This is a genomic window from Hyunsoonleella flava, assembly GCF_004310325.1.
Lineage (GTDB): Bacteria > Bacteroidota > Bacteroidia > Flavobacteriales > Flavobacteriaceae > Jejuia > Jejuia flava.
This window is the reverse complement of record NZ_SIRT01000003.1, coordinates 173,229-200,171: the sequence shown is the minus strand read 5'-3', so window position 1 is coordinate 200,171 and position 26,943 is coordinate 173,229. Positions and strand designations below refer to the sequence as shown.

Genomic DNA, 26,943 nt, shown 5'->3' with positions numbered 1-26,943 from the left:
ATCCGCCAGCGTTGTCTTCATCCCCAAAGCTCTTGTTACCAGTTTACCTATAACTTCTGGGGCCTAAAAAATTAGCCGTAGTGGTTTCAATAAGCTCATCACCTTCAAAAACACCAATTTTAATTTTGTTTCTATCTCCAGATAAAGCTGAGTTGTTTATTTCAATAAATAAGGTACCCTCAGCAATTCCTTGACTTGGTACTGTAAATTCATCACTTGTAGATACCAGTCTTAGCTCGCCTTTGTGCGACATTAATTTTAGGCTTACATCTTCAATATCATTAGATGTTTTATTTACTAACTTATATGTGAACACATTGCTAATTATGTTGTTTTCTTTATGTTCGTATAGTTGTCCTGGTAATCTCAATACGTTTGCTTCTACGTCATTTCTTAAAAATAACATACCAATTAACAACCCAATCATAATAGAAAGTACAGCAATATAACCTTTCATTCTAGCGGTGAGCTTAAAAGGTGCTTTCTTTTCTATGTTTTCTTCACTAGCGTATCTAATTAATCCTTTAGGGAGATTAATGCTTTCCATAATATGGTCGCATTCATCAATACAAGCGGTACAGTTTACACATTCTAACTGCGTACCGTTTCTAATATCAATTCCTGTAGGGCATACATGCACGCATTGCAAGCAATCAATACAATCACCATGGCCTAAGGCTTCACGATCTTCATTTTTTCTAAATTTCTTTCTGCCATTCTCGCCTTCACCACGCTTATGGTCATAAGCTACAACTATCGATTTGGTGTCCAAAAGCACACCCTGTAGTCTACCATACGGGCAAGCAATAATACATACCTGTTCCCTAAACCATGCGAACACAAAATAAAATACACCAGTAAAAATCAATAACGGTATAAGTGTACCCATATGTTTAAATGGGCCATCTGTAATGTATCGTATCAGTTTATCGCTACCAATTAAATATGCCAAAAACACATTAGCAATTAAAAAGGATATGATGAGGAAAATTGCTAGTTTAAGTCCTCTCTTTCTAATTTTTTCAGCATCCCATTTTTGGCGCGCTAGTCTACGTTGTTTATTTCTGTCGCCTTCAATCCAGTATTCAATTCTACGAAAAACCATTTCCATAAATATGGTTTGTGGACAAATCCACCCACAGAAAATACGGCCGAACGCTACCGTAAATAGTGTGATAAACACCACACCAATTAGCATTGAAATCACAAACAAATGGAAATCTTGCGGCCAAAACGGGAATCCAAAAATATTGAAACGACGTTCCAGTATATTGAACATTAAAAACTGGTTGCCATTTACCTTGATAAAAGGCGATAAAAATAAAAATGCAAGCAAAAAGTAGCTTACATATTTTCTGTATTCGTAAAACCTACCACTAGGTTTTTTAGGAAATACCCATGCGCGTTTACCTTCTTCATTAATGGTAGCAATAGAATCTCTAAATATTTCGTTCTCGGGGGTTTCCATTTTTTAGCATTTTCCTGCAAGGTTTTGGAAACCTTGTAGGTATAGTTAAACTATTTTTTAAGACCTACAAGATTCTAAAAACCTTGCAGGTCTTTTATCATCTATTACAAGTGTTTTGCTTAGTTTAGAATAGATTATTTTATTGAATGTTTTTTATTCTGAAGCTGTTTCTGTAATAACTTCCGTTACTACATCTGCACTTTCAGTTGTATCTTCTGTAGGCGCTTCTTCAACGACGGCTTCTTCCACCCAAATATCACCTTCTGGTGCTTTAGGGTTTGCAGGCGTAGTACCTTCAAAAGTTAAAACGTAACTTGCTACTTTTGCTATTTGAGATGGCTTTAACTGCGCTTTCCAAGGAATCATACCTTTTCCAGAACGTCCACCTTCTGAGATGGTTTTAAATACATTTTTAATACCGCCACCTAAAATCCAATGCTCGTCGGTTAGGTTTGGTCCAATACCACCACCACCATCTGCCATGTGGCATGCCACACAGTTGGTTTCAAAAATCGACCTACCAGTAGTTAAATCGTCTGGGTCAGTCAGCATCACAACGGTATTGGCATCTACTAAATCCACCGCTGTCTTTTTATATGCTTCAATTTCATCTCTTGCTTCTGCGAGTTCAATTTCTAGTTCATCTAGCTGTGTCTCTCCATCAAAAATATGATACCTTACTAGGTAAACGGCAGCAAAAACTATGGTGGCATAAAAGCCGTATAGCCACCAAGGTGGTAAATTATTATCCAATTCTTTTATACCGTCGTAATTGTGGTCTAAAATAATCTCACCTTCTTCTTCAATTGGTTTTTGTCCTAAAAGTTTGTTGTAGGTTTCTTTTAACCAAGTAAATTGAGGCGTTTTTTCCTTTTCAGCTAAAAAGCGAGCTTTGGCTTCTGCATCCAATTTATGGAGCATTACATTCTCCAATGCACCAACTATGGCCTCAATAGCGATTAATATTAACAATACTAACAAGAGAAATAAGAGTACTGCTGGGTATTCAATAAATGCAGGTTTTTCACCAGAATCTATAAAGAATTCTACTGCTCCAAAAATGATTAGGAATACTACTGGAACACGAATCCAAGATGGAACTAAATTTCTCATAATGTGTCGTTATTTTGGTTGTCTAATGGAATATTGCTTACGCGTTTTATATAGTCTTTTTTTGCGGTTACAACCCACCAAAAAAGCACTACAAAAAAGATAAAAAAGATGAGCAGCGAAATGATAGGATAGATTTCTATCCCTGTGATGCTCTCCATATGGTTTTTTACAAATTTTAACATGATGCTTTAGTTTATGGGTTTATTTTTGAGCAGTTTCTACTTTAATATCAGTACCTAAACGTTGGAGGTATGCAATTAAAGCTGTGATCTCTCTATTCTTCATTTCTACGAATGCTTCACCACTTTCGGCTGCATATTTTTTATCAGCTTCGTAGGTTTTTGCAAAGTCTGGATCACTGTAAAGGTTCTCTTCTATTTGGGTTCCCTGTTCAAGCATACTTTGCTGTGCGCTGGCAATCTCTTCATCAGAATAAGGTACACCAAGTGAAACCATAGTTTTCATTTTAGCCTCGGTTTGAGACTTATCCAGCTCGTTTTTAATTAACCATTGGTAACGTGGCATGATAGAACCTGATGAGGTACTTTGCGGATCGTACATATGGTTAAAATGCCAGTTGTCAGAATACTTACCACCGATGCGGTGTAAATCTGGCCCTGTACGTTTACTACCCCATAAGAATGGATGGTCATACACATACTCTCCAGCTTTGGAATATTCTCCATACCGTTCTACTTCACTTCTAAACGGACGAATCATTTGCGAGTGACAACCCACACAGCCTTCACGGATGTAGATATCTCTTCCTTCCAATTCTAGAGGTGTGTAAGGTTTTACGCTGGCTATGGTTGGAATATTAGATTTTACCATAATAGTTGGTACAATCTGGATAATTCCACCAATTAAAATTGCTACGGTAGCTAATAAGGTTAACTGAATTGGTCGTCTTTCTAACCATGTGTGCCATCCTTCATTTGCCGTTCGTCTCTTGGTTACACGCTCTAATGCTGGTGCTTCTGCTGCTTCATCTTGTACTTTGCTTCCGCTTCTTACAGTAGCAATTACATTATACACAAGAATCAACATACCTACAATGTAAAGTGTACCACCAATAGCACGCATCCAGTACATCGGGATAATTTCAGTAACGGTTTCAAGGAAGTTACCATATACTAAAGTACCATCAGGATTAAACTGTTTCCACATACTAGCTTGGGTAAATCCAGCAACGTACATAGGTAATGCGTAAATGATGATACCCAAAGTACCTAACCAGAAATGTAAGTTGGCCAACCCTAAGGAGTATAGTTTTGTTTTAAATAATCTTGGAATTAAATAATAAATAATACCAAATGCCATAAAACCATTCCAAGCTAAAGCGCCAACGTGCACGTGCGCAATAATCCAATCGGTAAAGTGGGCAATAGCATTTACATTTTTAAGTGATAGGGTAGGCCCTTCAAAAGTAGCCATACCGTAACCAGTAATTGCTACTACCAAGAATTTCAAAACAGGGTCTGTTCTTACCTTATCCCAAGCACCACGCAAGGTTAATAAACCGTTTATCATACCACCCCAAGACGGCATCAATAGCATCACAGAAAAGGTAACACCTAAATTTTGTGCCCATTCTGGTAAAGCAGTATATAATAAGTGGTGAGGTCCTGCCCAAATGTATATGAAAATTAACGACCAGAAGTGTACAATAGAGAGTCTATAAGAATACACAGGTCTGTTTGCAGCTTTAGGTACAAAATAGTACATCAAACCTAAGAAAGGTGTCGTCAAGAAGAATGCCACCGCATTATGCCCGTACCACCATTGCACAAGTGCATCTTGCACACCGGCGTAAACCGAGTAACTCTTCAATCCACTTACAGGTAGTTCTAAACTATTAAAAATATGAAGTACAGCAACAGTAACAAACGTAGCAATGTAAAACCAAACAGCTACGTATAAATGACGTTGACGACGTTTTAAGATCGTCCAAATCATATTTACACCAAAAACAACCCATACTAGAGCAATGGCAATGTCAATCGGCCATTCCAGTTCGGCATATTCTTTTGATGTTGTGATTCCAAGAGGTAACGTAATTGCTGCTGCTACGATAATAAGCTGCCATCCCCAAAAGTTGATGTTGCTTAATAAGTCACTCGCCATTCGCGTTTTTAATAAACGCTGTAAAGAGTAATAGACCCCTGCAAACATGGCATTACCTACAAAGGCGAAAATTACGGCATTGGTGTGTAATGGACGTAAGCGACCAAAACTCAGCCATGAAATACCATCGGTTAAATTCGGGAATAAAAACATAAAGGCAAGCAATAAGCCTACCACCATTCCCACAACCCCAAAAATAATGGTGGCATAAAGAAACTTAGTAACGATTTTATTATCGTAATGAAATTGTTGCATTTCCATATCTAAAAATTTATTCTTTCTTGGTTAGTATCGTTTTATTGGTTTTATCTTTTATCAATTCGTCCTCGAATAACATACGTACCGATGGCGTATAGCTGTCGTCAAATTGCCCTCTTTTTACGGCAATAACAAACACTACAAAAAACGCAACAGCAACTAAAATACTTACTGCTAGTAAAATATATATAACACTCATACCTATCTGAAGTTACGGTTCAAAAATACTTTCATAGTTCTTTTTAAAAGATGACATTTGTCATGTTTCCATTTATTTTTTTGGCGTTACCCACAAGGGGTTGGGCTTTACTCATTGATTATTATTTCAAATTAGTGAAATCGTGAATAAAACTATTTCACTACTTAATCTCTCCTGCGTTGGGGATTTCAAACACCTGTGCTGAGCGCAGTCGAAGTATACCGTTCAATCCCTAACGCATCAATCTGCCAAATTCATTACAGAGTCTATCTTAGTTTTCTTCCCAAAACGTTTGTGCAAACTGTGGTAAACGCCACAATGCTAATCGAACTTAAGGGCATTAAAATAGCCGCAACCACAGGGGCTAATTGTCCTGTAACTGCAAAATAAAGTCCTATTGTATTGTAAATAAACGATAGCACAAAACTCCATTTTATTATGCTAATAGCCGATTTTGAGGCTCTTATAAAATTGTACAGTTGATTGAATTTAGTGGCATCCAAAATAGCATCACAAGCAGGCGAAAAGACATTCACATCTTCAGAAATTGCAATACCAACATCGCTTTGTGCCAAAGCACCAGCATCGTTTAATCCGTCACCAATCATTAACACCTTAGCCCCAGAATTCTGGTGGTGTTTTATATACTCCAGTTTATCTTCAGGTTTTTGATTGAAAAACAATTTTGTTTTGGCAGGCAATAGTTTGGTTAAGTTTTCCTTCTCTCCTGCATTGTCACCAGACAATATCACCAAATCATATTCTTTTTTAAGGCGCTTGAACAATTTCGAGATACCTTTTCTATACTTGTTGTAAAACGTAAATTTCCCTTTGTATTTATTATTGGTACTCACATGAACTGCGGTGTTTAAGGTTGCAGTTTCAGAAGTATATCCTACAAATGGCGCAGAGCCAATTTTTATAGAATTTGTATCGTGTTTCGCAGCAATACCTTTCCCAATGTGTTCCTTATAATCATCTAAAGTCAAAATATCATTATCTTCTAAAAGTTCATACAACAAGCGACTCAATGGATGATTAGAATTTCGCAACGAACTTTTTAATAGCACTTCTTCAGCTTCTGAGAGTTCAGAACCTTCGTAAGCAATAGATGTTTCTTTATTAGCTGTTATTGTTCCTGTTTTATCAAAAATAATAGTGTCAATAGCCGCTAATTGTTCAATAACGGTAGCATTTTTAGCATAGAATTTCAGATTTCCAAATATGCGCAATAGATTCCCGAAAGTAAAAGGAGCGGCTAGTGCAATAGCACATGGGCAGGCAATAATTAAAACCGCGGTAAACACATTTAAAGCTTTGGAATCATCCACGATTAACCAATAACTTGTTGCAATTATTGCTATACTGAGTACTGCGACTGTAAACTGCTTACTAATACTATTGGTGAGGTTTGTAAAACTATCCTCTTTGTTTTTATTAAATACATCATTACTCCATAATTGCGTTAAGTAACTTTGTTCAACGGTTTTTAAAACGTCAACTTCAATACTACCATCTTGTTGTTTACCACCAGCAAATAATTTATCGCCCGACTGTTTTGAAACTACGTCTGATTCCCCTGTTACAAAACTATAGTCAATGCGTGCATTTCCCTTTATCAAAATACAGTCCACAGGAATTAACTCTTCATTTCTAATCAATAATCGGTCGCCCTTCTTTATGTCATATACCTGAATGGCTTCTTCTTTGCCTTTACTATCAATTTTAGTAATTCCGATAGGAAAATACGATTTATAATCGCGCTCAAACGATAAGAAATTGTAGGTTTTCTGCTGAAAAAACTTTCCAAGTAAAAGAAAGAATACTAAACCTGAAAGACTATCAAAAAAGCCTGTACCGATATCAAAAACTATTTCAGCAGTACTTCTTAAGAAGAGTACTGTAATTCCTAAAGCAATAGGCACATCAATATTTAGAAGTTTTGATTTTAAACCTTTATAGGCTGAAATGAAATAGTCGAGAGAACAATAAAAAACAACAGGAATCGAAAAGGTAAACATTAGCCATCTAAATACTGGCGCATACTGTTCAATCCAAAAACCGCTCACTTGAAAATATTCTGGAAATGATAAAAACATGATGTTTCCAAAAGCGAAACCAGCGATTCCAAGTTTATATATTAGGGAACGATCTACATTCTTTTTGCCAACACTATAATCATCTAAACTGATAAAAGGCTCATAGCCAATACTGCTTAAAAGTCTTACCAATTGCTTAAGTGAAAAATTTTCTGCATTATAATTTACACGAACAGTTTTCTTTCCAAAATTCACTATTGATGAGCTTATTGAAGAGTTCAGTTTGTTCAAATTTTCTAGAATCCATATACAAGAGCTACAGTGAATATGTGGAATATATAGCGTAACAATCTGTGTGTTGTCATCGTTAAATTCAAGTAAGTTTTCCACAATTTTAGCATTGTCCAAAAAGTTGTATTTGCCTTCAATCTCTTTGGGAGTAGCTCCTGGAGCATCTTGTAAATCGTAGTAACAGGTTAAATCATTTGCAGAAAATATCTCGTAAACAGTTTTACAACCGTTACAACAAAATGACTTATCATCATATCTAATTTCAGAAGATGTGGCATCCAATCCACAGTGGAAACATGTTTTTGCTCCCATAATATTTGCTCGTTTATACCTGTTACAAATATTTTAATTTAGTGCTGTTTAGAATATGATATCTGTCATGTTTTATTTATTTTTACTTTTTAAATAAATTATCTGGTATGAGCAAATGCGAACAGTGCATCATTAAGCAATTTAATGCACTAAAGTCTCTTACGAAAGACGAATTGATACGTATTTCAGGTTGCAAAACCTCCAAAACTATTAAAAAAGGAGAAGTGATTTTCGAGGAAGGAGAGTCGATAAATGGTGTATACTGTATTAAAGACGGCATTTGTAAGTTGTCGAAATTAAGTGAAAATGGTAAGGACCAGGTGGTAAAAATGGTGGTTAAAGGTCAGCTTATAGGGCAACGTTCTTTAGTGTCTAACGAGAGTTCCAATTTACAAGCAACCGCTTTAAATGATATGGAAGTGTGTTTCATTCCAAGGAGTGAGATTATTTCAGATTTAGAGCGAAATCCTAAGTTTACTTTGGATATGTTGAAGGATATGGCTCACGATTTAAAAGAAGCCGATGATGTTATCGTGGATATGGCTCAAAAGTCTGTAAAACAGCGTTTAGCCGAAACGTTAATTTATGTTGAAAAGAATTTTGGGACCAATCCTGACGGTACCATAAGCTTGGTGTTATCTCGTGAGGATTATGCTAATATTGTTGGTACAGCTACTGAATCTGCTATTAGAGTGTTGTCTCAATTTAAAAAAGAAGGGTTAATTTCTACAGTAGGTAAGTATATCAAGATTGAAGATCTGAATGGTTTGAACCGTGTTGAATAAGCACTATTCAATTTTCGCTCAAAAGTATAGATAAATTTAATGGCTATCTTTCAAGTGTTATATGAAAATGTAGTATTTTTATATTGCTATGAAAGAGAATAAAATTTTTAGAAAAGGTTTCGTTTTTAAGACTTACGAATCGCCTTATAAATCCCCTTTTGATACACTTTTTGAAATTTTTAAAGAGCTTATCACCCACACCTCTGGTGATTTTAATGAAGCCATTAGTTGGTTGCGCGAATTAGATATGGAGTATAAGCTAACAACACCAGAATACACCATTGAGGATTTTATCGAGGACTTAAAAAAGAAAGGATATTTACGTGAGGAAATTGACCCTGATGGCGATGGTTCTTCTTTGGCTATTACAGCAAAAACAGAACGAGCTATCAGACAGCAGGCTTTAGATCAAATTTTTGGGAAGATAAAACGTAGCGGACAAGGCAATCATAAAAGTAAAAGTCCAGGTATTGGCGATGAACATACGGGAGATTTTAGAGGCTATCAATTTGGTGATGCCCTGGATAAAGTATCAATGACTGAGAGTTTGAAAAATGCACAGATTAATCATGGTATTTCAGATTTTACCCTTTCTGAGGACGACCTGGTGGTTGAAGAAACCATACATAAATCGCAGATGAGTACCGTGTTGATGATTGATATTAGCCATAGTATGATTTTATATGGTGAAGACCGCATCACACCAGCTAAAAAAGTGGCCATGGCTTTGGCAGAATTAATTACAACGCGTTACCCAAAAGACACGTTAGACATCATTGTTTTTGGAAATGATGCGTGGCGTATAGAGATTAAGGATTTACCGTATTTAAAGGTTGGTCCATATCATACTAATACTGTTGCTGGATTACAATTAGCTATGGATTTACTTAGAAGAAAACGAAACACCAACAAGCAGATTTTTATGATAACCGATGGTAAACCCAGTTGTTTGCGTTTACCCGATGGGCAGTATTATAAAAATAGCATGGGGCTGGATACGCACATTATTAATAAGTGTTATATGATGGCGCAACAAGCAAGACGATTGCACATACCGATAACGACTTTTATGATAGCAAAGGATAGTTATCTAATGCAGTTTGTGCGTGAGTTTACCTATGCCAACCAAGGAAAAGCATTTTATACAGGATTAAAAGGTTTAGGCGAAATGATTTTTGAAGATTACGAGACCAATAGAAAAAAGAGAATTAGAGGATAAGATTAAGCTTTTAGCCTTTAGCTTTTATAGATTTTTTAAAGAAAGAGTAAGCGCTAAAGGTTATGAGCCAATAGCTAAAAGCAGTTATATGAAAACAGAAAAAATTAAAACTTTAGGAGCACTAAAACAAGCAGGATATCAATCTAAATCTATCAAGGACGAATTAAGAGATAACCTGATTCAAAAGATTAAAAATAAAGAAACCACATTTGAGGGTGTTCACGGTTATGAAAATACCGTGATTCCAGAATTGGAACGTGCCATATTATCACGACATAATATCAACTTATTAGGATTGCGCGGACAAGCAAAAACACGTTTGGCAAGACTAATGCTAAATTTACTTGATGAGTATATACCTATTGTCGAGGGATCAGAGGTAAATGATGATCCACTTAATCCAATATCAAGATATGCAGTGGAACTAATAAAAGAAAGAGGAGATGACACCCCGATTTCATGGCTGCATAGAAGCGAGCGTTTTGCTGAGAAATTGGCAACGCCAGACGTAACTGTTGCAGATATTATCGGAGATGTTGATCCCATTAAAGCAGCTAATTTAAAGTTAAGTTATGCCGATGATCGCGTAATTCATTACGGCATGATTCCAAGGGCAAATCGTTGCATTTTCGTAATTAACGAATTGCCAGATTTACAAGCTAGGATTCAGGTAGCACTGTTCAATATTTTACAAGAAGGCGATATTCAAATAAGAGGTTTTAAAGTCCGTCTACCTTTAGATATTCAATTTCTGTTTACTGCAAATCCTGAAGATTATACCAACAGGGGAAGTATCGTTACACCTTTAAAAGACAGAATTGGTTCTCAAATCTTAACACATTATCCAGAGGATATTGAAACAGCACGTTTGATTACCGAACAGGAAGCTAACTTGGTGGAAGGTCAAAAAGAAAACGTATACGTTCCAGATTTGGCTAAAGACTTATTAGAGCAAATTGTATTTGAAGCACGGGAAAGTGAATACATTGATGCTAAGAGTGGTGTAAGTGCAAGATTGAGTATTACTGGTTTTGAAAATTTGTTAAGTACCGCGGAGCGACGCGCACTATTAGCTAGGGATGAAAAGACAAGTTTACGCATGAGTGATTTTGTTGGAGTGATTCCCTCCATTACTGGAAAGGTAGAATTGGTGTATGAGGGCGAGCAGGAAGGTGCAGCCGTGGTAGCTTATAATTTAATAGGGGAAGCTGTTAAGAATCTGTTTTTGGAGTTTTTCCCTAAAATAGAAAAGTTAAAAAAGCAAGATGATGAAACACCTTATGATGATATTGTATCTTGGTTTTTTAATCAAAAAGATGGTTTTGAGTTATTAGACGATTTAAGAGATAAAGAATACCAAAGTATGTTGGATGCGGTGGCTCCTCTAGATGATTTACTTGGCGAATATCAGCCTAATTTAAAGAAACGAGATAGTTATTTTGTTAAAGAGTTTATATTATGGGCATTGGCAGAATACAAACAATTAAGTAAGCATCGATTCTCTGAGGGCATTCAATTTAAAGATCCTTACGGAAGTTTTATAAGTGGTATTTAACTTTTTCAATTGAATTAAAACATACTGAAAGCATCAGTTTAAAAAAATTGATGCTTTTTTGTAGTATTTTTAATGGTTTGATTGAGCCATAGAATTATTTGTTTTCTTCAAAAACCCACCAAACAATGCCACTATTCGGATTAAAACTTAATTTTAATGTTCCTATTTCTGATTCTATAATATATTGTTTTTTTATCTGGAGATAATTCTCTTTTTTGTTTAAATATGCATAGTATTTGTCATCGTAATATTCAAAAGTAATCCCGTTGCTGAGTTTGAATTTAAGGTTCTTTTTATTTGGTTTTTTGTCTGATTTATGAATTGTATATTCTGCAGTAACTCCATTACTAATTGTTAAATGTTTTTTAACCTTTGACTTTGAAAAGTGTGATGTAAGTAGTTTTTCTACTTTTCCTTCCGAAAGTTTGAATTTATCGGGGCTATTTTTCCAGCTTGGGTATACATACAAAGTATAGTTTTCGTTAATTAGAATAGCTCCCGGAGTATCACTATTCTTAAAAACAATGTAGCCATGTTTATTCTTAAGTTCAAATTTTGTTCCAGGTGGATACATTGTATAGTCATTTGTTTGTTCCGATTTTGTTATTTTAAGATATGTTTTTTGCGAGTACCCGCTAGTCGCAAATAGAAGGTACGTTACCACGAGTAAAAATTTTGTCCTTTCCATAATTTTGATTTTTAATTGATCCTATTTTTCTCATCTTCTATTCCTGTTTGTCTTTTGCGCGCTTTTTTAACTTCGTCACTACCAAAATTATAGGTGAGGTTAAAGCGTATTTGCCTACTATCGCTGCCACCATTGCCATCAATAAAGAGTTCTCCAAAGCGAGTTGTACCTTGCCATGGTGAGGTGAACAGTATGTCATTAAACCCTAATCTGGCTGTAAGCTTTTCACTGAGGAATTTCTTTTGAAAAGCCAAGTTTAGAGAGCCTAAACTTTTGGTTTCGTAAGTGCCTCCCCAAACTGATGGAGAACTATACCAACCTGAAACTTCAAAGGTTATTGCTTTGGGTAGGGTAAATGTGTTTTGTGCATACAAACTCAAGGTGTTTTGTGATATTGAAACAAAGTCTGGATTGGTAGCTTTATAGATACTTCTATAGGCATTTACGCTAAAGTATATCCGCCACCAATCGTTAAATTTTTTGGGATACGAAATCCCAAGGTTGATGATTTCCTGATCTGCTACATTTCGTTGTATAATAAAGTTTTGATCGTTACCAACAGCTTCAGTTACCTGAGCGAAAAAATCTGATATAAAACTGTAACTTAACGAGGTAGTTAATCGGTAATTATAAGTATGGGATAGTTTGATATTATCGGAATATTGAGGCTGTAAGAATGGGTTACCTTGTCTAAATGACAATTCATCAATGCGATATTGAAAAGGATTTAAACTTTGGTAATTTGGTCTTTGAATCCGTTTACTGTAAATCAATGCAATACTGTTTTTTCTATTTGCTTGATAGGTAATGCCGCCACTTGGAAACCAATTGGTGTAATTTCGCTTTACGCGATTATTTTGATCGCCCAATAAACTGGTTAGAATGCCATCTGATATGGTATTTTCCATTCGTAAGCCAAATTGAATACTAAGTTTTTTAAGTTTTCTGCTGTAATTAAAGTAGGCAGCACTTATCCGTTCATCATAACTAAAGTCATTGGATTGTGATTCGTCTAAATCATTATTTCCGTTGGTTCTATCAAATGCATCAAAGCTATTATCTGTTTTTACTTTTGAATATTTTACGCCAAGGCTTAATTTGCCTTTAAGTAAATTTTGTTCATAATCCACTTGTCCAGAAATAATTGAAATGTCTATTGGCGTATCAAAAAACACGATGTTTTCACTCAAAATTTGAGTTTCGTTTCCATCAAAATAACGATTAGGTTGTAAGTTTTCGCGCTTACTGTCATACTTACCATAGTCAAAGTCGATATTTAAGGAATGGCCTAAAGTATCTTTGAGCCTGTAATTCAAGTTTGTAAAAATATTTGAGGTTCTATTTTTTGAATCACTTCCCGCAACTAAAATTTCAGAAGGGCTATTGGCACCATTTTGCGTGATGGGAGTTCGGGAATCACTTTCGGAATTAGAATTATTAAAATTACCATTTACGATAATGCCAAAAGTTGATTTTTCATTTGCGAAGAAATCAAACCCCAATCTTACATTGTTTCTGTTATTATCAAAAACATTTTGGGTTCTAGCATTAAAATTGGTACCATTTTGAGTTCGATTGAGATTGATGAAACTAGCTCTTTTTCCAAAGAAATTACTATATGTACCGTAAATATTTGTTTTTTTATTGCGGTTGTTAAACGATAATGAATTACTTGTTCTGGCAAAGTCACCGACGGTTAGTGATGAGGCAACAGTTCCGTTTGTACCGAGAGATTTATCGCGTTTGAGCTTAATGTTTATGATACCTGCATTACCTTCGGCATCATATCTTGATGAAGGTTGGGTGATGATTTCGATAGATTCAATATCGCTTGCTTGCAAGGTTTTAAGAAAATTTACTAAATCTTGTCCTCTAAGAATGGATGGTCTGTCGTCAATATAAAATAGTACACCAGTTCTACCTTCAACGATAATGTTATCTGAGTTGTCAATAATGATACCCGGAGCTTTTCGTAATAATTCAAAGCCAGAATCGCCTATGGCATTTACAGTTCCCGCCACATTAAAAACGGTTTTGTCTGCTTTAACCTCTATCATTGGCTTTTCTGCAACCACGGTAACCTCACTAAGTTCTGCGGTGTTTTCCAGCATGGTGATGGTATTAAGGTTTTTAGCCATACCTTTTAGTTTAAAAACTTCAGATTTATAGTCTTTCATTCCTAAACTCGTAATTAAAATAATGTATGAGCCATTGGCGATGTTTTCAATTTTAAAATAGCCATTGTCTTTAGATAGTTCGCCTTTTACAAAGTCATTGGTTCCAGCGTCTAATAATGAGATAATAGCTGCAGGTATGGGCTGTTGGTTTTCTGTAACTAAGGTTCCAGAAATAGAGTTCTGTGCCACGGTTGTACCAAAAACTAAAAGTAAGACTAGTGTAAACGGTTTCATAATTTTTTATTTTAATCGTTGGCACAAATTTGGAATTCTTATGTGATACGCACACGCAATAACCGTTAAGTTGGCATATACGCAGATTACTGGTCTTTCCAATTCATCGATATATATGCCGACTCGTCAGAAAGTAGAATGTTGTTTAAATTACTACCTTTAGTTTTGTGGAAAGTGTATACTATGAAAAGTTCATTCTTCAAACGAAAATTATTTGGAATACCTATTAGCGAATTAGTGATATTTGGTGGGTTTTATTTGGTTTTGGCTATGTTTTATCATGTAACATTGTGGTATAATAGAGGTGGTTTTAAGCGTGAAGATGACATTTTGTTTGAACCAATAAGTTTTTTAGATGATAGTGGACTCGATTATTTACTTAAGTTTTTACTTACCATACCTATTTGGTGGTTACTTTTTAAAAAGCTAAAACATTGGCCAAATCGGAGGCTTTTATTGCTTCATATAATATTACTTCCCCTATTTGTAGTGGTATGGCAACAAAGTTATTATTTGGCTTCAGATATTGTCGGTTTTGGTCACTTAACAGGTAGGGGCACCGTTTGGGACATTTATATTCCTGCGCTGTTTTACATATTGCAGTTTGGTATTTTACACTCTTATAGCTACCATAAGGAAAACGAAAAGAAGCTAATTTTGGAAGGAGAACTTAGAAGTTCTGCTTTAAAAAGTGAACTATCTGCTTTAAAAGCACAATTGAATCCCCATTTTCTCTACAATATTTTTAATACCATTAGTGCGTCGGTACCGCCGGAAAACGAAAAAACAAGACATCTCATTGCAGAGCTTTCAGATTTGTTTAGATACCAATTAAAAGCATCCCAGGTAGACAGAGTTCCACTTAGGGAAGAGCTAGAATTCGTAAATAAATATTTAACTCTAGAGAAAGAACGTTTTCAAGAACGTTTGCGGGTGAACATCAATGTTGATGATAATCTAAAAAATGAATTGATACCACCAATGCTGTTGCAGCCATTAGTTGAAAACTCTATTAAGCATGGTTTGTCCTCATTAATTGAAGGTGGCGAAGTTTCAATATCAATTTTCAAACTAGACGATAAACTACATTTTGAAATTACCGATACTGGTGTTGGTATTAAGGATAAGGCATCAGTTTTTGAAAAAGGCATTGGTTTAACTAACACCAAACTGCGCTTAGAAAAAATGTATAAAAGCTCCTTAAAACTATCAGATAACTCTCCTAAAGGATTAAAGATTTCGTTTGCAATATGAGAAAAGTAATAATTGTTGATGACGAGGCTTCAGGACGCCAGTTAATTAAAGAGTATCTTGAAGATTATGAAGAACTTATTCTTCTTGGAGAAGCCAATAATGGTGTTGATGCCGTAAAACTTATCAATGAGTTTAAGCCAGATTTGGTTTTCTTGGATGTACAAATGCCTGGAATGACGGGGTTTGATGTTTTAACACATTTGGAGGAATTACCCCAGATTATTTTTTCCACCGCCTATGACCAATATGCTTTAAAAGCATTTGAAGTTCATGCGATAGATTATCTTTTGAAACCATATACCAAAGCACGGTTTAAGGTAGCAATTGAAAAACTTCGCAACAATTCAAACAATAAAGCGCGTCCATTGGCTGAGAGTCTGCTAATGGAAACATCAAAATATCCTAAACGTATTTTGGTACAAAGCCAAAACAAACTGGTTACAATTAATTTAGAAGATGTGGTTAGAATTGAAGCCTATGGTGATTATTCAAAGATTATAGTAAACGATAGTGTGTTTTTAAGCAACTATGGTATTTCAACTCTTGAAGAGAAACTGAATAGCGATGTTTTTATAAGGGTACATCGTTCTTCAATTATTAATCTGAATAAAGTAAAAGAACTGAATAAGTATACCAAAAGTTATGATGTAACAATGTTGAATGGGGATGTGGTAAGGGTAAGTAGGGGTTATATGAGTAATATTAAAAAATTAATGTACTAATGTAATCTCTAAAATTGCGGTTTTAAAATCGTATATGGATTCACGTGTCCACGTTTTAAGTTTTCACAGACAATTAAGGCCTTATCAATGCGGGTTTGACTGTTTTTAAATCTTGAAATGGCATAAATAATACTGCGTTTTTTTCCTGCGGTAAGTGTCTCAAAAACTGTGAAGGCTTCGCTATCGCTTTTAAAAACTTCTTCAAGTTCTTCGGGAATATCTACACCATACTTTGATTCGTCCTTAAACAATTGCATTTCAAAATAATCATTTTGCAACACCCCCAACTCTTTTTGAAGCCGTTTACCAAACATGATTCGGTAATCATCTGTGTTTTTATCTTTTTTTACCGCTGCATAAAACTCGATAGTTTTACTTTGGAATGATGCCATTACTTTTACACGACTAAGTTTAGCTTTTGCAAATGACTTGTATATATGTTCAGGAATATAAATGTGATATTGATCTAATAAGCCAACTTCAAAAATCTTGGTTTTCATAAATTACCAATTATCTCGATTTAATATTTGCTTCACAAAGTCTAATAATTTCTGCAATTCTCTTCTGTTTAGTTCCTTCTCTTTTGGCACTTTGTAACCACGATAGATAACTTTTGCGGTAACCACGCGAAAAGTTTTGATAATTTTCAAATGCCTGCCTGTTTTTGTCAAAAGCCTTTTGTAAACCCTCAGGAATAATGCCGTTTTCAACGTCATCCATAGCAGTCCACGTGCCCGTTTTTTTGGCAAGTTCAATCATATTATAGCCAGCTTCGTGAATTAATCCAACCTTTTCTAACTCGGCAACATACTTTTTATTTAAGGCGCTCCAATTGCTTTTAGGATTTCTAGGGGAAAAGTACTGCCGCCGTTTGCCATTGCCCAAACTTTTTACGGTGGAATCAATCCAGCCAAAACAGAGTGCTACTTTTACAGCTTCTTCCCAACGCATTGTTGGTACATTCATTTCAAGCTTGAAAAAAATAAGATAAACAGCTTTAAACCTGTCATGGTTTTGCAGAAGCCAATCGTACCAATCCGTATCGCGTTCAAAATATAGTTCTGGTAAGTCTTCCAAACCTTAAAGTTGTTTTGAAAAGATGTAAAAGTCCTTATCTACCTTAAAAGTTTTAATTTTTGAATCTACTTTTAAAGTTTTCCATTCAGAATTAGGAAATAACCAATCTGCCGTATTATTGATTGTAAATTGAATTGGCATATCAAAACCATCAACGATATTGGTGTATCTATATTTTAAAGTCTTTTTTTCAATCTTATATTCCAAAGTTGGAATTTTTGTAGTTCTTAAATATTGATTGAAAAATGCGGTTAAGTCTTTGCCGCTTTCTCTACTTAAGAAGTCTTCAATTTGCTTAGTCGTTACTGTTTGATGGTAAAACTCCACATTCATTTTGCGAAGTATTTGCCGCCATTTTTCATCGTCTTCAATTAATTGACGCAACGTATGAAGCATGTTGGCACCTTTATAGTACATGTCTGATGAACCTTCCTTGTTTACGTTGTAATAACCAATTAAAGGTCTGTCGTTTTGAATGTTTTTTCGAGTTCCAATAACGTATTCAGCCGAAGCTTTTTTTCCGAAATGATAGTCTAGGTATAAATTTTCAGAATATGCCGTAAAGCCTTCATGTATCCACATGTCTGCAACATCTTTATTGGTAATATTATTTGCAAACCATTCATGACCCGCTTCGTGGATAATTATAAAATCAAATTTTAAGCCCCAACCTGTTCCAGATAAATCCTTACCCAAATAGCCATTTTGATATTTGTTGCCATAGGTTACTGAGCTTTGATGCTCCATTCCTAAATATGGTACTTCCACCAGTTTGAAACTATCAGCGTAAAACGGATATTGCCCAAACCAATGCTCGAATGCTTCCATCATTTTCCGAGCTTGCTTAAACTGTTCTTTTGCCTTTTCTAAATTGTAACTTAAGACATAATAGTCCATGTTAAGATTACCTGCCATACCATCATAAACCTCAGAAAAATTCACGTAATCACCAATATTGATGTTCACACCATAATTATTGATAGGGTTTTTTACAACCCAATGATAGGTTTTAGTATCGCCAATACGTTCCACAAGTCTTAGTCTTCCGTTAGAAACATTTACTAATTTGTCTGGCACGTTTACGCTAATTTGCATGCTGTCTACTTCATCGTACATATGGTCTTTACAAGGCCACCAAACACTAGCACCTAAACCTTGGCATGAAGATGCAATAAAATGATTACCGTTTTTGTCCTTTTTCCATGAGATTCCTCCATCCCATGGGGCTCTAACTGCTTCTTTTGGGTGGCCTTCATAATACACATCAATAGATTCTATTTTATCAAGTATTTGATTCTTTTTTAGATGAATAAAATGAGCGTTTCCATCGTGGTCAACTTTTAATTCTTGTCCATCCTGGGTCACTTTTAAAAGTTTCATAGGATTTTGCAAATCAATTTGCATAACCGAATCTTCTTTTAGAACTTTATACTGAATAATGTTCTTTCCTGAAATGAACCTCTTATCAGGCTCAACCTTAATATCCAAATGATAATAGGTTAAATCCCACCATTCACGTTCTGGTGTGATGCTGCCACGAAGTGTGTCCTGTCTTGTGAAATTTTGCTTATCTTCTAGTAGCCCTTGAGAGTTAGCGCTCATCATCGAAAAGATGACAAAAAACAGCAATATGTATTTAGAGTTAATCATTTTTAGCGATTTTATTTTTGGTGTATTTTTTTCCAGGAATTGAGTCTAGTATAATAGGAATAGAAACAAATCCATTTGTCGTAGCCTTAAATACTCCAAAATGTAAATGAGGCGTCGTAGTTAGTCCTGTAAATCCCGAAAGTCCGAGAGGCTGATTCTTTATTACAGTATCACCAACTTTAACTAATGCACCATACTGTTTTAAATGAACGTATTGTGCAAAGGTATTGTCCTCATGATGTACCAGGATATAGTTGCCATAAGGTTTATACTTTTCTGTGGTGCCTTGTTTGTTGTGCTTATCCACAACTTTAATGACGATACCATCGCGTGCGGCAACTACAGTATCTCCAATCTTTAACTCAAAATCAATAGTATATCTTGAAAAGTTAGTGTTATGCGTAAAATCTCCATTGTACCCTTGTATGATTTTGTATTGTTTTCCTTTTGGAAAGGGTAGCGCGTAATTAAAAGCTGTATCGTAAGCTTGTTTGGCTTCTTCATAATAGCCGTAATAATGCTTGAAACTATAGCTATTTAATATTGAAATAGTGTCTGTTTGCTTACTATTTATTTTCATTATTAAAGATGTTTCGTTTGGTGCAGACTGCACAAAATCTATACTGTTATCTTTCAAATTTTCAATTTTTGTAAAAACAGGACAGAGAAATTTATTTTCATAAAGTACGAAGATAGAATCTGCTACGACTTTAAAATAGATGTTTCCCTTATTGTTTTGCTTTTTGGAACAACTAAATAGCAGTAAAGCAATGATGAATAATAGAAAAACATTTTTCATTTTATCTCATCACTTCATTCGGAAATACAACAGGACTTTCAAAACCATTCTCGCCAATAGAAGCTAATCCAAAGAAATAATTATCAATAACAATACCATCTAAAGTAAATTCTGAAACGTCTCCAACGTATCTGCTATTATCCCAGGAGGGAGAGGTGGTATCACGCCAATAAATTTTATAGCCTTTAGCTCCTTTTACTTTTTCCCATTTAAATCTTGCTGAAGCTTCTACAACCCCACCTATTGCAACTTTTGAGGGTGCTGGTGGCGCCCAAGCTAAACTAGCCAGATTAATCGCATTTACTGCAGTTAGTTTTTTGGCATATCCAAAGTTAACGTGTTCTATCACATCACCGTATTTAATACCATTTTCTTCTCTAATATCTTGATGTTGTTGGGTGTAGTTTTCATGTGCTTCCATGATTCTAATACCTGCAAAACCTAAATCGTTAAATGGGCGATGATGACCGCCACGTCCAAAACGATCTAACCTGTATACCATCATAGGTTTCATTTCTGGCATATAAGTTTTTGTTGTTTTATGAATATAGCGAGCCAATTGTCTTGAGATACCGTCTACTTCACCACCGTAAAAGCGTCTTAGTGTTCTTTGGCGTTCTGTTTCAGTTGGAGGAACAGGCTCGGAAAAAATTCTAAAGGTGCGATTGTCAATCACTCCGTCAACGCCTTTAATGTTTCCTATCATGTCGTTATTCAATACACCGATAATTTCCCAGTTGTTATCTTTTGCATATTTGGCTAGTCCTGCACCACCAAAAAGTCCTTGTTCCTCTCCGGATAAGCCTACGTATACAACGCTACTTTCAAATTTGTATTTTGATAAAACACGCGCTGCCTCAATAGTGCCTGCCATACCAGAGGCATTATCATTGGCACCTGGAGCATCCGTTGTAAAATCCATAGTATCGCTAGCTCTAGAATCAATATCACCACTCATGATCACATATCTGTTAGGGTATTTTGTCCCTTTTTGGATCGCTACAACATTAACAACCCAAGCATCATGAGGAACACGTCTATTACCTTCCTTAGTCACAAAATCTTTTTGGTAAAAAACATCTAAGCAATTGTCACATTTATTGGAAATAGATTCAAACTCTTTTTTTATCCAACGTCTGGCAGCTCCAATACCTCGTGTTTCAGAAACGGTGTCACTAAATGTATTTCTTGTGCCAAAGTCCACTAACGTTTGTATGTCTTTTTGAATGCGTTCTGCGGAAACAGCATCAATAATATTATAGATATCTTGTTCAGATTGACTATAGCCAAAAATGGAAATAAAAAGAAGAACGGAAACGATAAGGTTTTTCATGTCAATTATTTTCAACTAAATTAATAAAAAAACGCCTCAAAACTTAATTTGAGACGCCTTTTACATTTGAATTAGTCACACGAAATTGTTAGAGTGTTACAACTCTAAAAACAATATTTATTTTCTTTAATTACTTTTTCTGCAATGATATGCCTAAGCTCTATAATATTAGGCATGTTTACATATTTGATGTAACGTTTTAAGCCTACTAACATCATTTTTTGTTCATCACCTGTAGAGAATGAAATAATTGAGTGCTTTCCAGCAGTTTCAATCACGTCAATAGCATGGAATAAGTTTAACTTCGCCATAGCTATTTGTTCTTTAACCTTGTCTTCTCCTTCTTTTTTAGCCATTTTTTCAGCTCTTAAAATTGCAGATTCAGCTAAATATATTTGAATTAAAATATCAGAAGAGGCTAACATCAATTGCTGTTGTTGCTCTATTTTTTCGCCATACTTTTGAAGTGCAGCACCGGCTACCATCAAAAATAATTTCTTCAAGTTTTTGATGATATTTTTTTCCTCAGAAAATAATTCTGAATAATCAGGAACATCAAAAGATGGAATGCCCATCAACTCTTCTTTCACAGCCATAGCAGGTTCAAGAACATTTACATGCCCTTTCATAGCTTTTTTGATTAGCATACCAATACTCAACATACGGTTGATTTCGTTGGTGCCTTCATAAATTCTTGCAATACGCGCATCTCTCCAGGCAGATTCTATTGGTGTTTCTTCTGAGAAGCCCATACCGCCAAAAATTTGGATACCTTCATCTGTACAATTTTGAACAAACTCGGAAACGGCTACTTTTAAAATAGAACACTCTATTGCATATTCTTCAACACCTTTTAGTTCTGCTTCTTGATGTGTGTCTTTTCCGTTATTTTTTCTTAATTCAATACGGTCTTCAATATTCTTAGCAGCGCGATATGTTGCAGCTTCACCTACCCAACAATTGGTGGCCATTTCAGCTATTTTTTGACGAATAGCACCAAAACTTGAAATAGGCACTTTAAACTGAACGCGTTCATTAGCGTATTTTACTGATTCTGAAATAGTACGTCTTTGTGCATCTAAACAAGCTGCGGCTAGCTTAATCCTACCAACATTAAGCGCATTCATTGCTATTTTAAAACCATTACCTCTGGTGGATAACATATTTTCTACAGGCACAATAGTTTCATTGAAGAATACCTGTCGAGTAGAAGAAGCACGAATTCCTAACTTGTGCTCTTCTTCGCCCATTGTAATACCATTAGGGTTTTGAGGGTCATATTCCACTATAAAACCTGTGATATTTTTATCATCTTCAATACGTGCAAAAACGATCATTACACTACAGAAACCTGCATTGGAGATCCACATTTTCTGACCTGTAATTTTATACGTTTTACCATCTTCAGAAAGTACAGCTTTAGTTCTTCCTGAATTGGCGTCACTACCAGCAGTAGGTTCAGTTAAACAATAGGATCCAAACCATTCACCACTCGCTAATTTTGGAACATACTTTTGTTTCTGCTCCTCGTTACCATAAAGTGTAATTGGCATAGTCCCAATTCCTGTATGGGCACCAAACGCCGTACTAAAAGAGCCTGTTGCTCCAGAAATAAAATCACAAACTAGGCATGTATCAACAAAGCCCATACCCATACCACCGTATTCCTCAGGAACTGCTACGCTTAAAAAACCAAGTTCTCCAGCTTGACGCATACAAGATTCGGTTAAGGCATAATCTTTTTGTTCAAATTGTGCTTTTTTGGCCCAAATCTCTCTGTCTACAAATTCAGTAACAGCTTCTTTCATCATCAACTGATCTTCATTGAAGTCTTCTGGCGTGAAAATATCTTCACAAGTACTTTCTCTTACTAGAAATTGACCACCGCGTAAAATATCTTTTTCTGTTGCTTCCATTTATTTTTCTTTTATTGTCTTTTTAGTTTAAAAATTCAAAAATTCCACAAGCACCTTGACCTGTTCCCACACACATTGTTACTGCACCATATTTTCCACTCATGTTTCTCTTACGCATTTCGTCAAACAGTTGTACTGAAAGTTTTGCACCTGTACATCCAAGAGGGTGTCCCAAGGCAATCGCTCCGCCGTTAACATTTACTATATCTGGATTTAAGTTCAACTCTCTTATCACAGCAAGTGACTGGGATGCAAAAGCTTCATTTAATTCTATAAGTTCTAAATCGTTTTGTTTAAGCCCTGCCTGTTGCAAAGCCTTGGGAATAGCTTTTACAGGGCCAATACCCATTATTCTTGGTTCTACACCTGCGGCGGCATAATTTACTAATCTTGCAATTGGTTCAAGGTTTAGTTCTTTTACCATGTCTTCGCTCATTACCATAACGAAGGCTGCACCATCACTCATTTGTGAAGAATTCCCAGCAGTTACGCTGCCACCTTGCGCAAATACAGGTCTCAGTTTTGCTAATGCTTCAAGACTTGTACCTTTTCTAGGGCCTTCATCTTTGGTTACGCTATAACTTTTAGATGCTTTTTTGCCGTTTGAATCCACATAAGTTTGCTCCACATCAATTGGCACAATCTGATTTTGAAATCTATCCTCAGCTTGCGCTTTTAAGGCCTTCATATGGGAATTATATGCAAACTCATCTTGATCTTCACGTGAGACTTTAAATTCATTGGCCACAGCTTCGGCTGTGTTTCCCATGCCCCAATAATATTCTTCGTGACCTGATTTTACAACATCATAGTTTAGCTCTGTTTTAAAACCTGTCATAGGCACAGAACTCATGCTTTCTGCTCCACCAGCAATGATACAATCGGCCATACCTGCTTGAATTTTAGCGGTAGCAATACCAATGGTTTCAATACCTGAAGAACAGAAGCGATTTACAGTAACTCCTGGAACATCCACAATATCCAACCCCATTAAAGAGATTAAGCGGGCCATATTTAATCCTTGAGAACCTTCTGGCATAGCGTTACCAACTATCACATCGTCGATACGCTTTTTATCCAATTGAGGAAGTTCTTTCATCATGTATTGAATAGTTTCTGCAGCCAATTCGTCTGTTCTCTTAAACCTGAACAATCCTTTTGGTGCTTTACCTACTGCTGTTCTGTATGCTTTTACTATATATGCTTGTTTCATCTTTTTTAGCTTTTTGCTATTAGCTTTTTACTTCTAGCATCAAAAAAATATAATTTTGCGCCAATAGCTAAGGGCTAAAGGCGAATAGCTTATTAATTTAATTACGTAATGGTTTACCCGTTTTTAGCATGTGCTGAATTCTTTCTAGAGTTTTTCGCTCTGTACATAAGCTTAAAAATGCTTCACGCTCTAAATCCAGTAAATATTGTTCGGTTACCAATGTAGGTTCTGATAAATCGCCACCGGCCATTACATAAGCCAACTTATTGGCGATTTTATGATCATGCTCGCTAATGTAATTGCTAGCCTCCATGGCATCTGTTCCTACTAAGAACATGCCTAAAGCTTGCTTTCCTAGTACTTTTACATCTTTACGTTTTACTGGCTGTGTATATCCTGCATCGGCCATTAATCTTGCATGGGCTTTTGCCGTGGCAATTTGTCTATCTTTATTCACGACAACGATATCTTTTCCTTTTTGAAGGATGCCCAAATCGTACGCTTCATAGGCCGAAGTTGATACTTTAGCCATACCAATAGTCAAGAAATATTCTTGCAGTACATTTAATTCTACATCGCCTTTTCGGAAGGTGTCAGAAGCACGTAGTGCCATTTCTTTAGAACCTGCTCCACCAGGAATAACGCCAACACCAAACTCTACAAGACCAATATACGTTTCGGCTGCTGCTACAACTTTATCTGCATGCATGGATAATTCACACGCTCCACCTAAGGACATGCCATGTGGCGCAGACACTGTTGGTATTGCAGAATAACGCATGCGCATCATTGTATCCTGAAAATATTTGATGGCACCATTTAATTCCTCATATTCTTGTTCTACCGCCATCATGAAAATCATCCCGATATTAGCACCAACCGAGAAATTGGCACCTTGATTACCGACAACTAATCCCTCAAAATCTTTCTCAGCAATGTCTACTGCTTTATTTAATCCAGCCAACACATCACCGCCGATGGTGTTCATTTTAGACTGAAATTCGCAGTTTAAAATACCATCTCCTAAATCTTCTATAATAACTCCCGAGTTTTTAAATACCTCATTAGATTTTCGGATATTATCCAAAATGATGAAGGCATCCTGCCCTGGAACTTTTACTTGAGATTTTGAAGGGATATCATAATAATAGGTTGCACCATTTTGCACAGTATAGAAAGACGTACTTCCAGAATTTAGCATTTCATTGACCCAAGATGCTGGTTCTAAGCCTTCAGCCTTCATTAGTTCAATACCTTTTTCAATACCAATGGCATCCCATATTTGGAAAGGACCATGTTCCCATCCAAATCCTGCTTTCATCGCATCATCTATCTTATATAATTCATCTGAAATTTCAGGTATTCTATAAGTTACATATGCAAATAATTGTACAAAGCTTTTTCTGTAAAATTCGCCAGCTTTATCTTTTCCCGAAACCAGAATTTTGAATCTATCAATAACTTTATCAACAGTTTTAGTCAGCTCTAGTGTGGCAAACTTTGCACGTTTTTTACTTCTATATTCTAAGGTATTAAGATCTAGAGATAATATTTCACTTTTACCATCGCTACCTTTCACTTTTTTGTAGAAACCTTGTCCTGTTTTACTTCCTAACCACTTATTATCAACCATTGTTGATATAAAATCAGGAAGCTTAAACAATTCTAAACGTTCATCATCTTTACAATTATCAGCAATACCATTAGCTACATGGACCAGAGTGTCTAAACCAACCACATCTACTGTCCTAAAGGTTGCTGATTTGGGTCTTCCAATAACAGGACCTGTTAGTTTATCGACTTCTTCAATGGTTAACTCCATTTCCTTCACGGTATGGAATAGACTCATGATACTGAAAATACCAATTCTGTTTCCAATAAATGCAGGGGTATCTTTGGCTATAACCGAAGTCTTACCTAAATACTGCTCGCCATAGTTATTTAAAAAGTCCAAAACGGACGTATCGGTTTTTGGCCCTGGGATAATTTCAAAAAGTTTTAAATATCTAGGAGGATTAAAAAAGTGCGTACCGCAGAAATGCTCTTGAAAATCTTCACTTCTGCCTTCACTCATAAATTTAATAGGAATACCAGAGGTATTACTCGTAATAAGTGTTCCTGGAGTTCTATGCTTTTCTAGATTTTCAAAAACCTGTTTTTTAATATCCAATCGCTCAACTACTACCTCAATAATCCAATCTACATCTTTTACTTTGGAGATGTCGTCTTCTAAATTTCCAGTAGTTATTCTACTGGAAAACTTTTGGTGATAAATAGGAGAGGGTTTGGATTTTAAAGAGGCTTTAAGCGCATCATTTACCAAACGATTTCTAACTACTTTGTCCTCAAGTGTTAGTCCTTTGGCTTTTTCAGAATCCGTTAATTCTCTTGGTACAATGTCCAAGAGTAAAACCTCTACACCAATATTGGCAAAATGACAAGCAATACCGCTTCCCATTATACCAGAACCAACAACAGCAACTTTTTTAATTATGCGTTTCCCCATGTTTTTTACAC

21 protein-coding genes are annotated in these 26,943 nt (G+C 35.7%); 5 read left to right on the top strand and 16 right to left on the bottom strand.

The genetic code is table 11. The features are described 5' to 3' along the window. Nucleotides 1–43: 43 nt before the first annotated feature. From ccoG to EYD45_RS06035, 6 genes are all read right to left on the bottom strand, one after another. The gene (ccoG, locus tag EYD45_RS06060) at nucleotides 44–1,468 is read right to left on the bottom strand and encodes a cytochrome c oxidase accessory protein CcoG (RefSeq protein ID WP_130963577.1); all 1,425 of its coding nucleotides are present in this window, start codon (nucleotides 1,466–1,468) and stop codon (nucleotides 44–46) included. A 153-nt stretch (nucleotides 1,469–1,621) separates the two neighbouring features. Continuing rightward, nucleotides 1,622–2,581 (bottom strand): cbb3-type cytochrome c oxidase N-terminal domain-containing protein, encoded by a 960-nt coding sequence (locus EYD45_RS06055; protein ID WP_130963575.1) that lies wholly within the window; start codon nucleotides 2,579–2,581, stop codon nucleotides 1,622–1,624. Next, entirely contained in the window at nucleotides 2,578–2,763 is a 186-nt protein-coding gene (locus EYD45_RS06050; protein WP_130963573.1) for a CcoQ/FixQ family Cbb3-type cytochrome c oxidase assembly chaperone, read from the bottom strand. Before EYD45_RS06050 ends, EYD45_RS06055 begins: the two co-directional genes overlap by 4 nt. Nucleotides 2,764–2,782: 19 nt before the next feature. Next, entirely contained in the window at nucleotides 2,783–4,966 is a 2,184-nt protein-coding gene (gene ccoN / locus EYD45_RS06045) for a cytochrome-c oxidase, cbb3-type subunit I (RefSeq protein ID WP_130963571.1), read from the bottom strand. Nucleotides 4,967–4,976: 10 nt separating this feature from the next. Continuing rightward, the gene (gene ccoS, locus EYD45_RS06040) at nucleotides 4,977–5,162 is read right to left on the bottom strand and encodes a cbb3-type cytochrome oxidase assembly protein CcoS (protein ID WP_130963569.1); all 186 of its coding nucleotides are present in this window, start codon (nucleotides 5,160–5,162) and stop codon (nucleotides 4,977–4,979) included. Between the two features lie 266 nt (nucleotides 5,163–5,428). Then, nucleotides 5,429–7,804 carry a heavy metal translocating P-type ATPase gene (locus EYD45_RS06035; RefSeq protein WP_130963568.1) on the bottom strand — a complete coding sequence of 792 codons (2,376 nt, stop codon included), beginning with the start codon at nucleotides 7,802–7,804 and terminating at the stop codon, nucleotides 5,429–5,431. Between the two features lie 107 nt (nucleotides 7,805–7,911). On the opposite strand from EYD45_RS06035, the gene EYD45_RS06030 reads away from it, so the two are divergent. The 3 genes from EYD45_RS06030 (at nucleotide 7,912) to EYD45_RS06020 (ending at nucleotide 11,363) form a co-directional block, all read left to right on the top strand. Next, on the top strand, nucleotides 7,912–8,589 hold the full coding sequence (locus EYD45_RS06030) for a Crp/Fnr family transcriptional regulator (RefSeq protein WP_130963566.1): 678 nt from the start codon (nucleotides 7,912–7,914) through the stop codon (nucleotides 8,587–8,589). 88 nt (nucleotides 8,590–8,677) lie between these two features. Continuing rightward, nucleotides 8,678–9,808 (top strand): vWA domain-containing protein, encoded by a 1,131-nt coding sequence (locus EYD45_RS06025; RefSeq protein ID WP_130963564.1) that lies wholly within the window; start codon nucleotides 8,678–8,680, stop codon nucleotides 9,806–9,808. An 88-nt stretch (nucleotides 9,809–9,896) separates the two neighbouring features. After that, a complete protein-coding gene (locus EYD45_RS06020; protein ID WP_130963563.1) occupies nucleotides 9,897–11,363 on the top strand; it encodes a MoxR family ATPase in 1,467 nt (488 codons plus the stop codon). A gap of 94 nt (nucleotides 11,364–11,457) precedes the next feature. Here EYD45_RS06020 and EYD45_RS06015 read toward each other — a convergent pair whose 3' ends face one another. Next, entirely contained in the window at nucleotides 11,458–12,051 is a 594-nt protein-coding gene (locus EYD45_RS06015) for a hypothetical protein (protein WP_130963561.1), read from the bottom strand. A gap of 11 nt (nucleotides 12,052–12,062) precedes the next feature. Further along, nucleotides 12,063–14,462, bottom strand: a complete 2,400-nt coding sequence (locus EYD45_RS06010; protein WP_130963559.1) for an outer membrane beta-barrel family protein — start codon at nucleotides 14,460–14,462, stop codon at nucleotides 12,063–12,065. A gap of 183 nt (nucleotides 14,463–14,645) precedes the next feature. Here EYD45_RS06010 and EYD45_RS06005 point away from each other — a divergent pair, with 183 nt between their 5' ends. Both EYD45_RS06005 and EYD45_RS06000 read left to right on the top strand, forming a co-directional pair. Then, the gene (locus EYD45_RS06005; protein ID WP_130963558.1) at nucleotides 14,646–15,716 is read left to right on the top strand and encodes a sensor histidine kinase; all 1,071 of its coding nucleotides are present in this window, start codon (nucleotides 14,646–14,648) and stop codon (nucleotides 15,714–15,716) included. Beyond that, a complete protein-coding gene (locus tag EYD45_RS06000; RefSeq protein WP_130963556.1) occupies nucleotides 15,713–16,438 on the top strand; it encodes a LytR/AlgR family response regulator transcription factor in 726 nt (241 codons plus the stop codon). The genes EYD45_RS06005 and EYD45_RS06000 overlap by 4 nt, the downstream gene beginning before the upstream one ends. Nucleotides 16,439–16,446: 8 nt before the next feature. On the opposite strand, the gene EYD45_RS05995 is transcribed toward EYD45_RS06000, so the two are convergent. The 8 genes from EYD45_RS05995 to EYD45_RS05960 form a co-directional block, all read right to left on the bottom strand. Then, nucleotides 16,447–16,938 (bottom strand): YdeI/OmpD-associated family protein, encoded by a 492-nt coding sequence (locus tag EYD45_RS05995; protein ID WP_130963555.1) that lies wholly within the window; start codon nucleotides 16,936–16,938, stop codon nucleotides 16,447–16,449. A 10-nt stretch (nucleotides 16,939–16,948) separates the two neighbouring features. Further along, the gene (locus EYD45_RS05990) at nucleotides 16,949–17,515 is read right to left on the bottom strand and encodes a YdeI/OmpD-associated family protein (protein WP_130963553.1); all 567 of its coding nucleotides are present in this window, start codon (nucleotides 17,513–17,515) and stop codon (nucleotides 16,949–16,951) included. 3 nt (nucleotides 17,516–17,518) lie between these two features. Further along, complete coding sequence (locus tag EYD45_RS05985; RefSeq protein ID WP_130963551.1) at nucleotides 17,519–19,165, bottom strand: M1 family metallopeptidase; 1,647 nt, start codon at nucleotides 19,163–19,165, stop codon at nucleotides 17,519–17,521. Next, nucleotides 19,158–19,802 carry a M23 family metallopeptidase gene (locus EYD45_RS05980; RefSeq protein ID WP_165453894.1) on the bottom strand — a complete coding sequence of 215 codons (645 nt, stop codon included), beginning with the start codon at nucleotides 19,800–19,802 and terminating at the stop codon, nucleotides 19,158–19,160. Before EYD45_RS05980 ends, EYD45_RS05985 begins: the two co-directional genes overlap by 8 nt. A 163-nt stretch (nucleotides 19,803–19,965) precedes the next feature. Further along, a complete protein-coding gene (locus tag EYD45_RS05975; protein ID WP_130963547.1) occupies nucleotides 19,966–21,297 on the bottom strand; it encodes a M28 family peptidase in 1,332 nt (443 codons plus the stop codon). 104 nt (nucleotides 21,298–21,401) lie between these two features. Further along, nucleotides 21,402–23,213: an acyl-CoA dehydrogenase family protein gene (locus EYD45_RS05970; RefSeq protein ID WP_130963546.1), complete on the bottom strand. Its 1,812-nt coding sequence runs from the start codon at nucleotides 23,211–23,213 to the stop codon at nucleotides 21,402–21,404. A gap of 22 nt (nucleotides 23,214–23,235) precedes the next feature. Beyond that, entirely contained in the window at nucleotides 23,236–24,426 is a 1,191-nt protein-coding gene (locus EYD45_RS05965) for an acetyl-CoA C-acyltransferase (protein WP_130963544.1), read from the bottom strand. Between the two features lie 97 nt (nucleotides 24,427–24,523). After that, nucleotides 24,524–26,932 (bottom strand): 3-hydroxyacyl-CoA dehydrogenase/enoyl-CoA hydratase family protein, encoded by a 2,409-nt coding sequence (locus EYD45_RS05960; RefSeq protein WP_130963542.1) that lies wholly within the window; start codon nucleotides 26,930–26,932, stop codon nucleotides 24,524–24,526. Nucleotides 26,933–26,943: the final 11 nt, after the last annotated feature.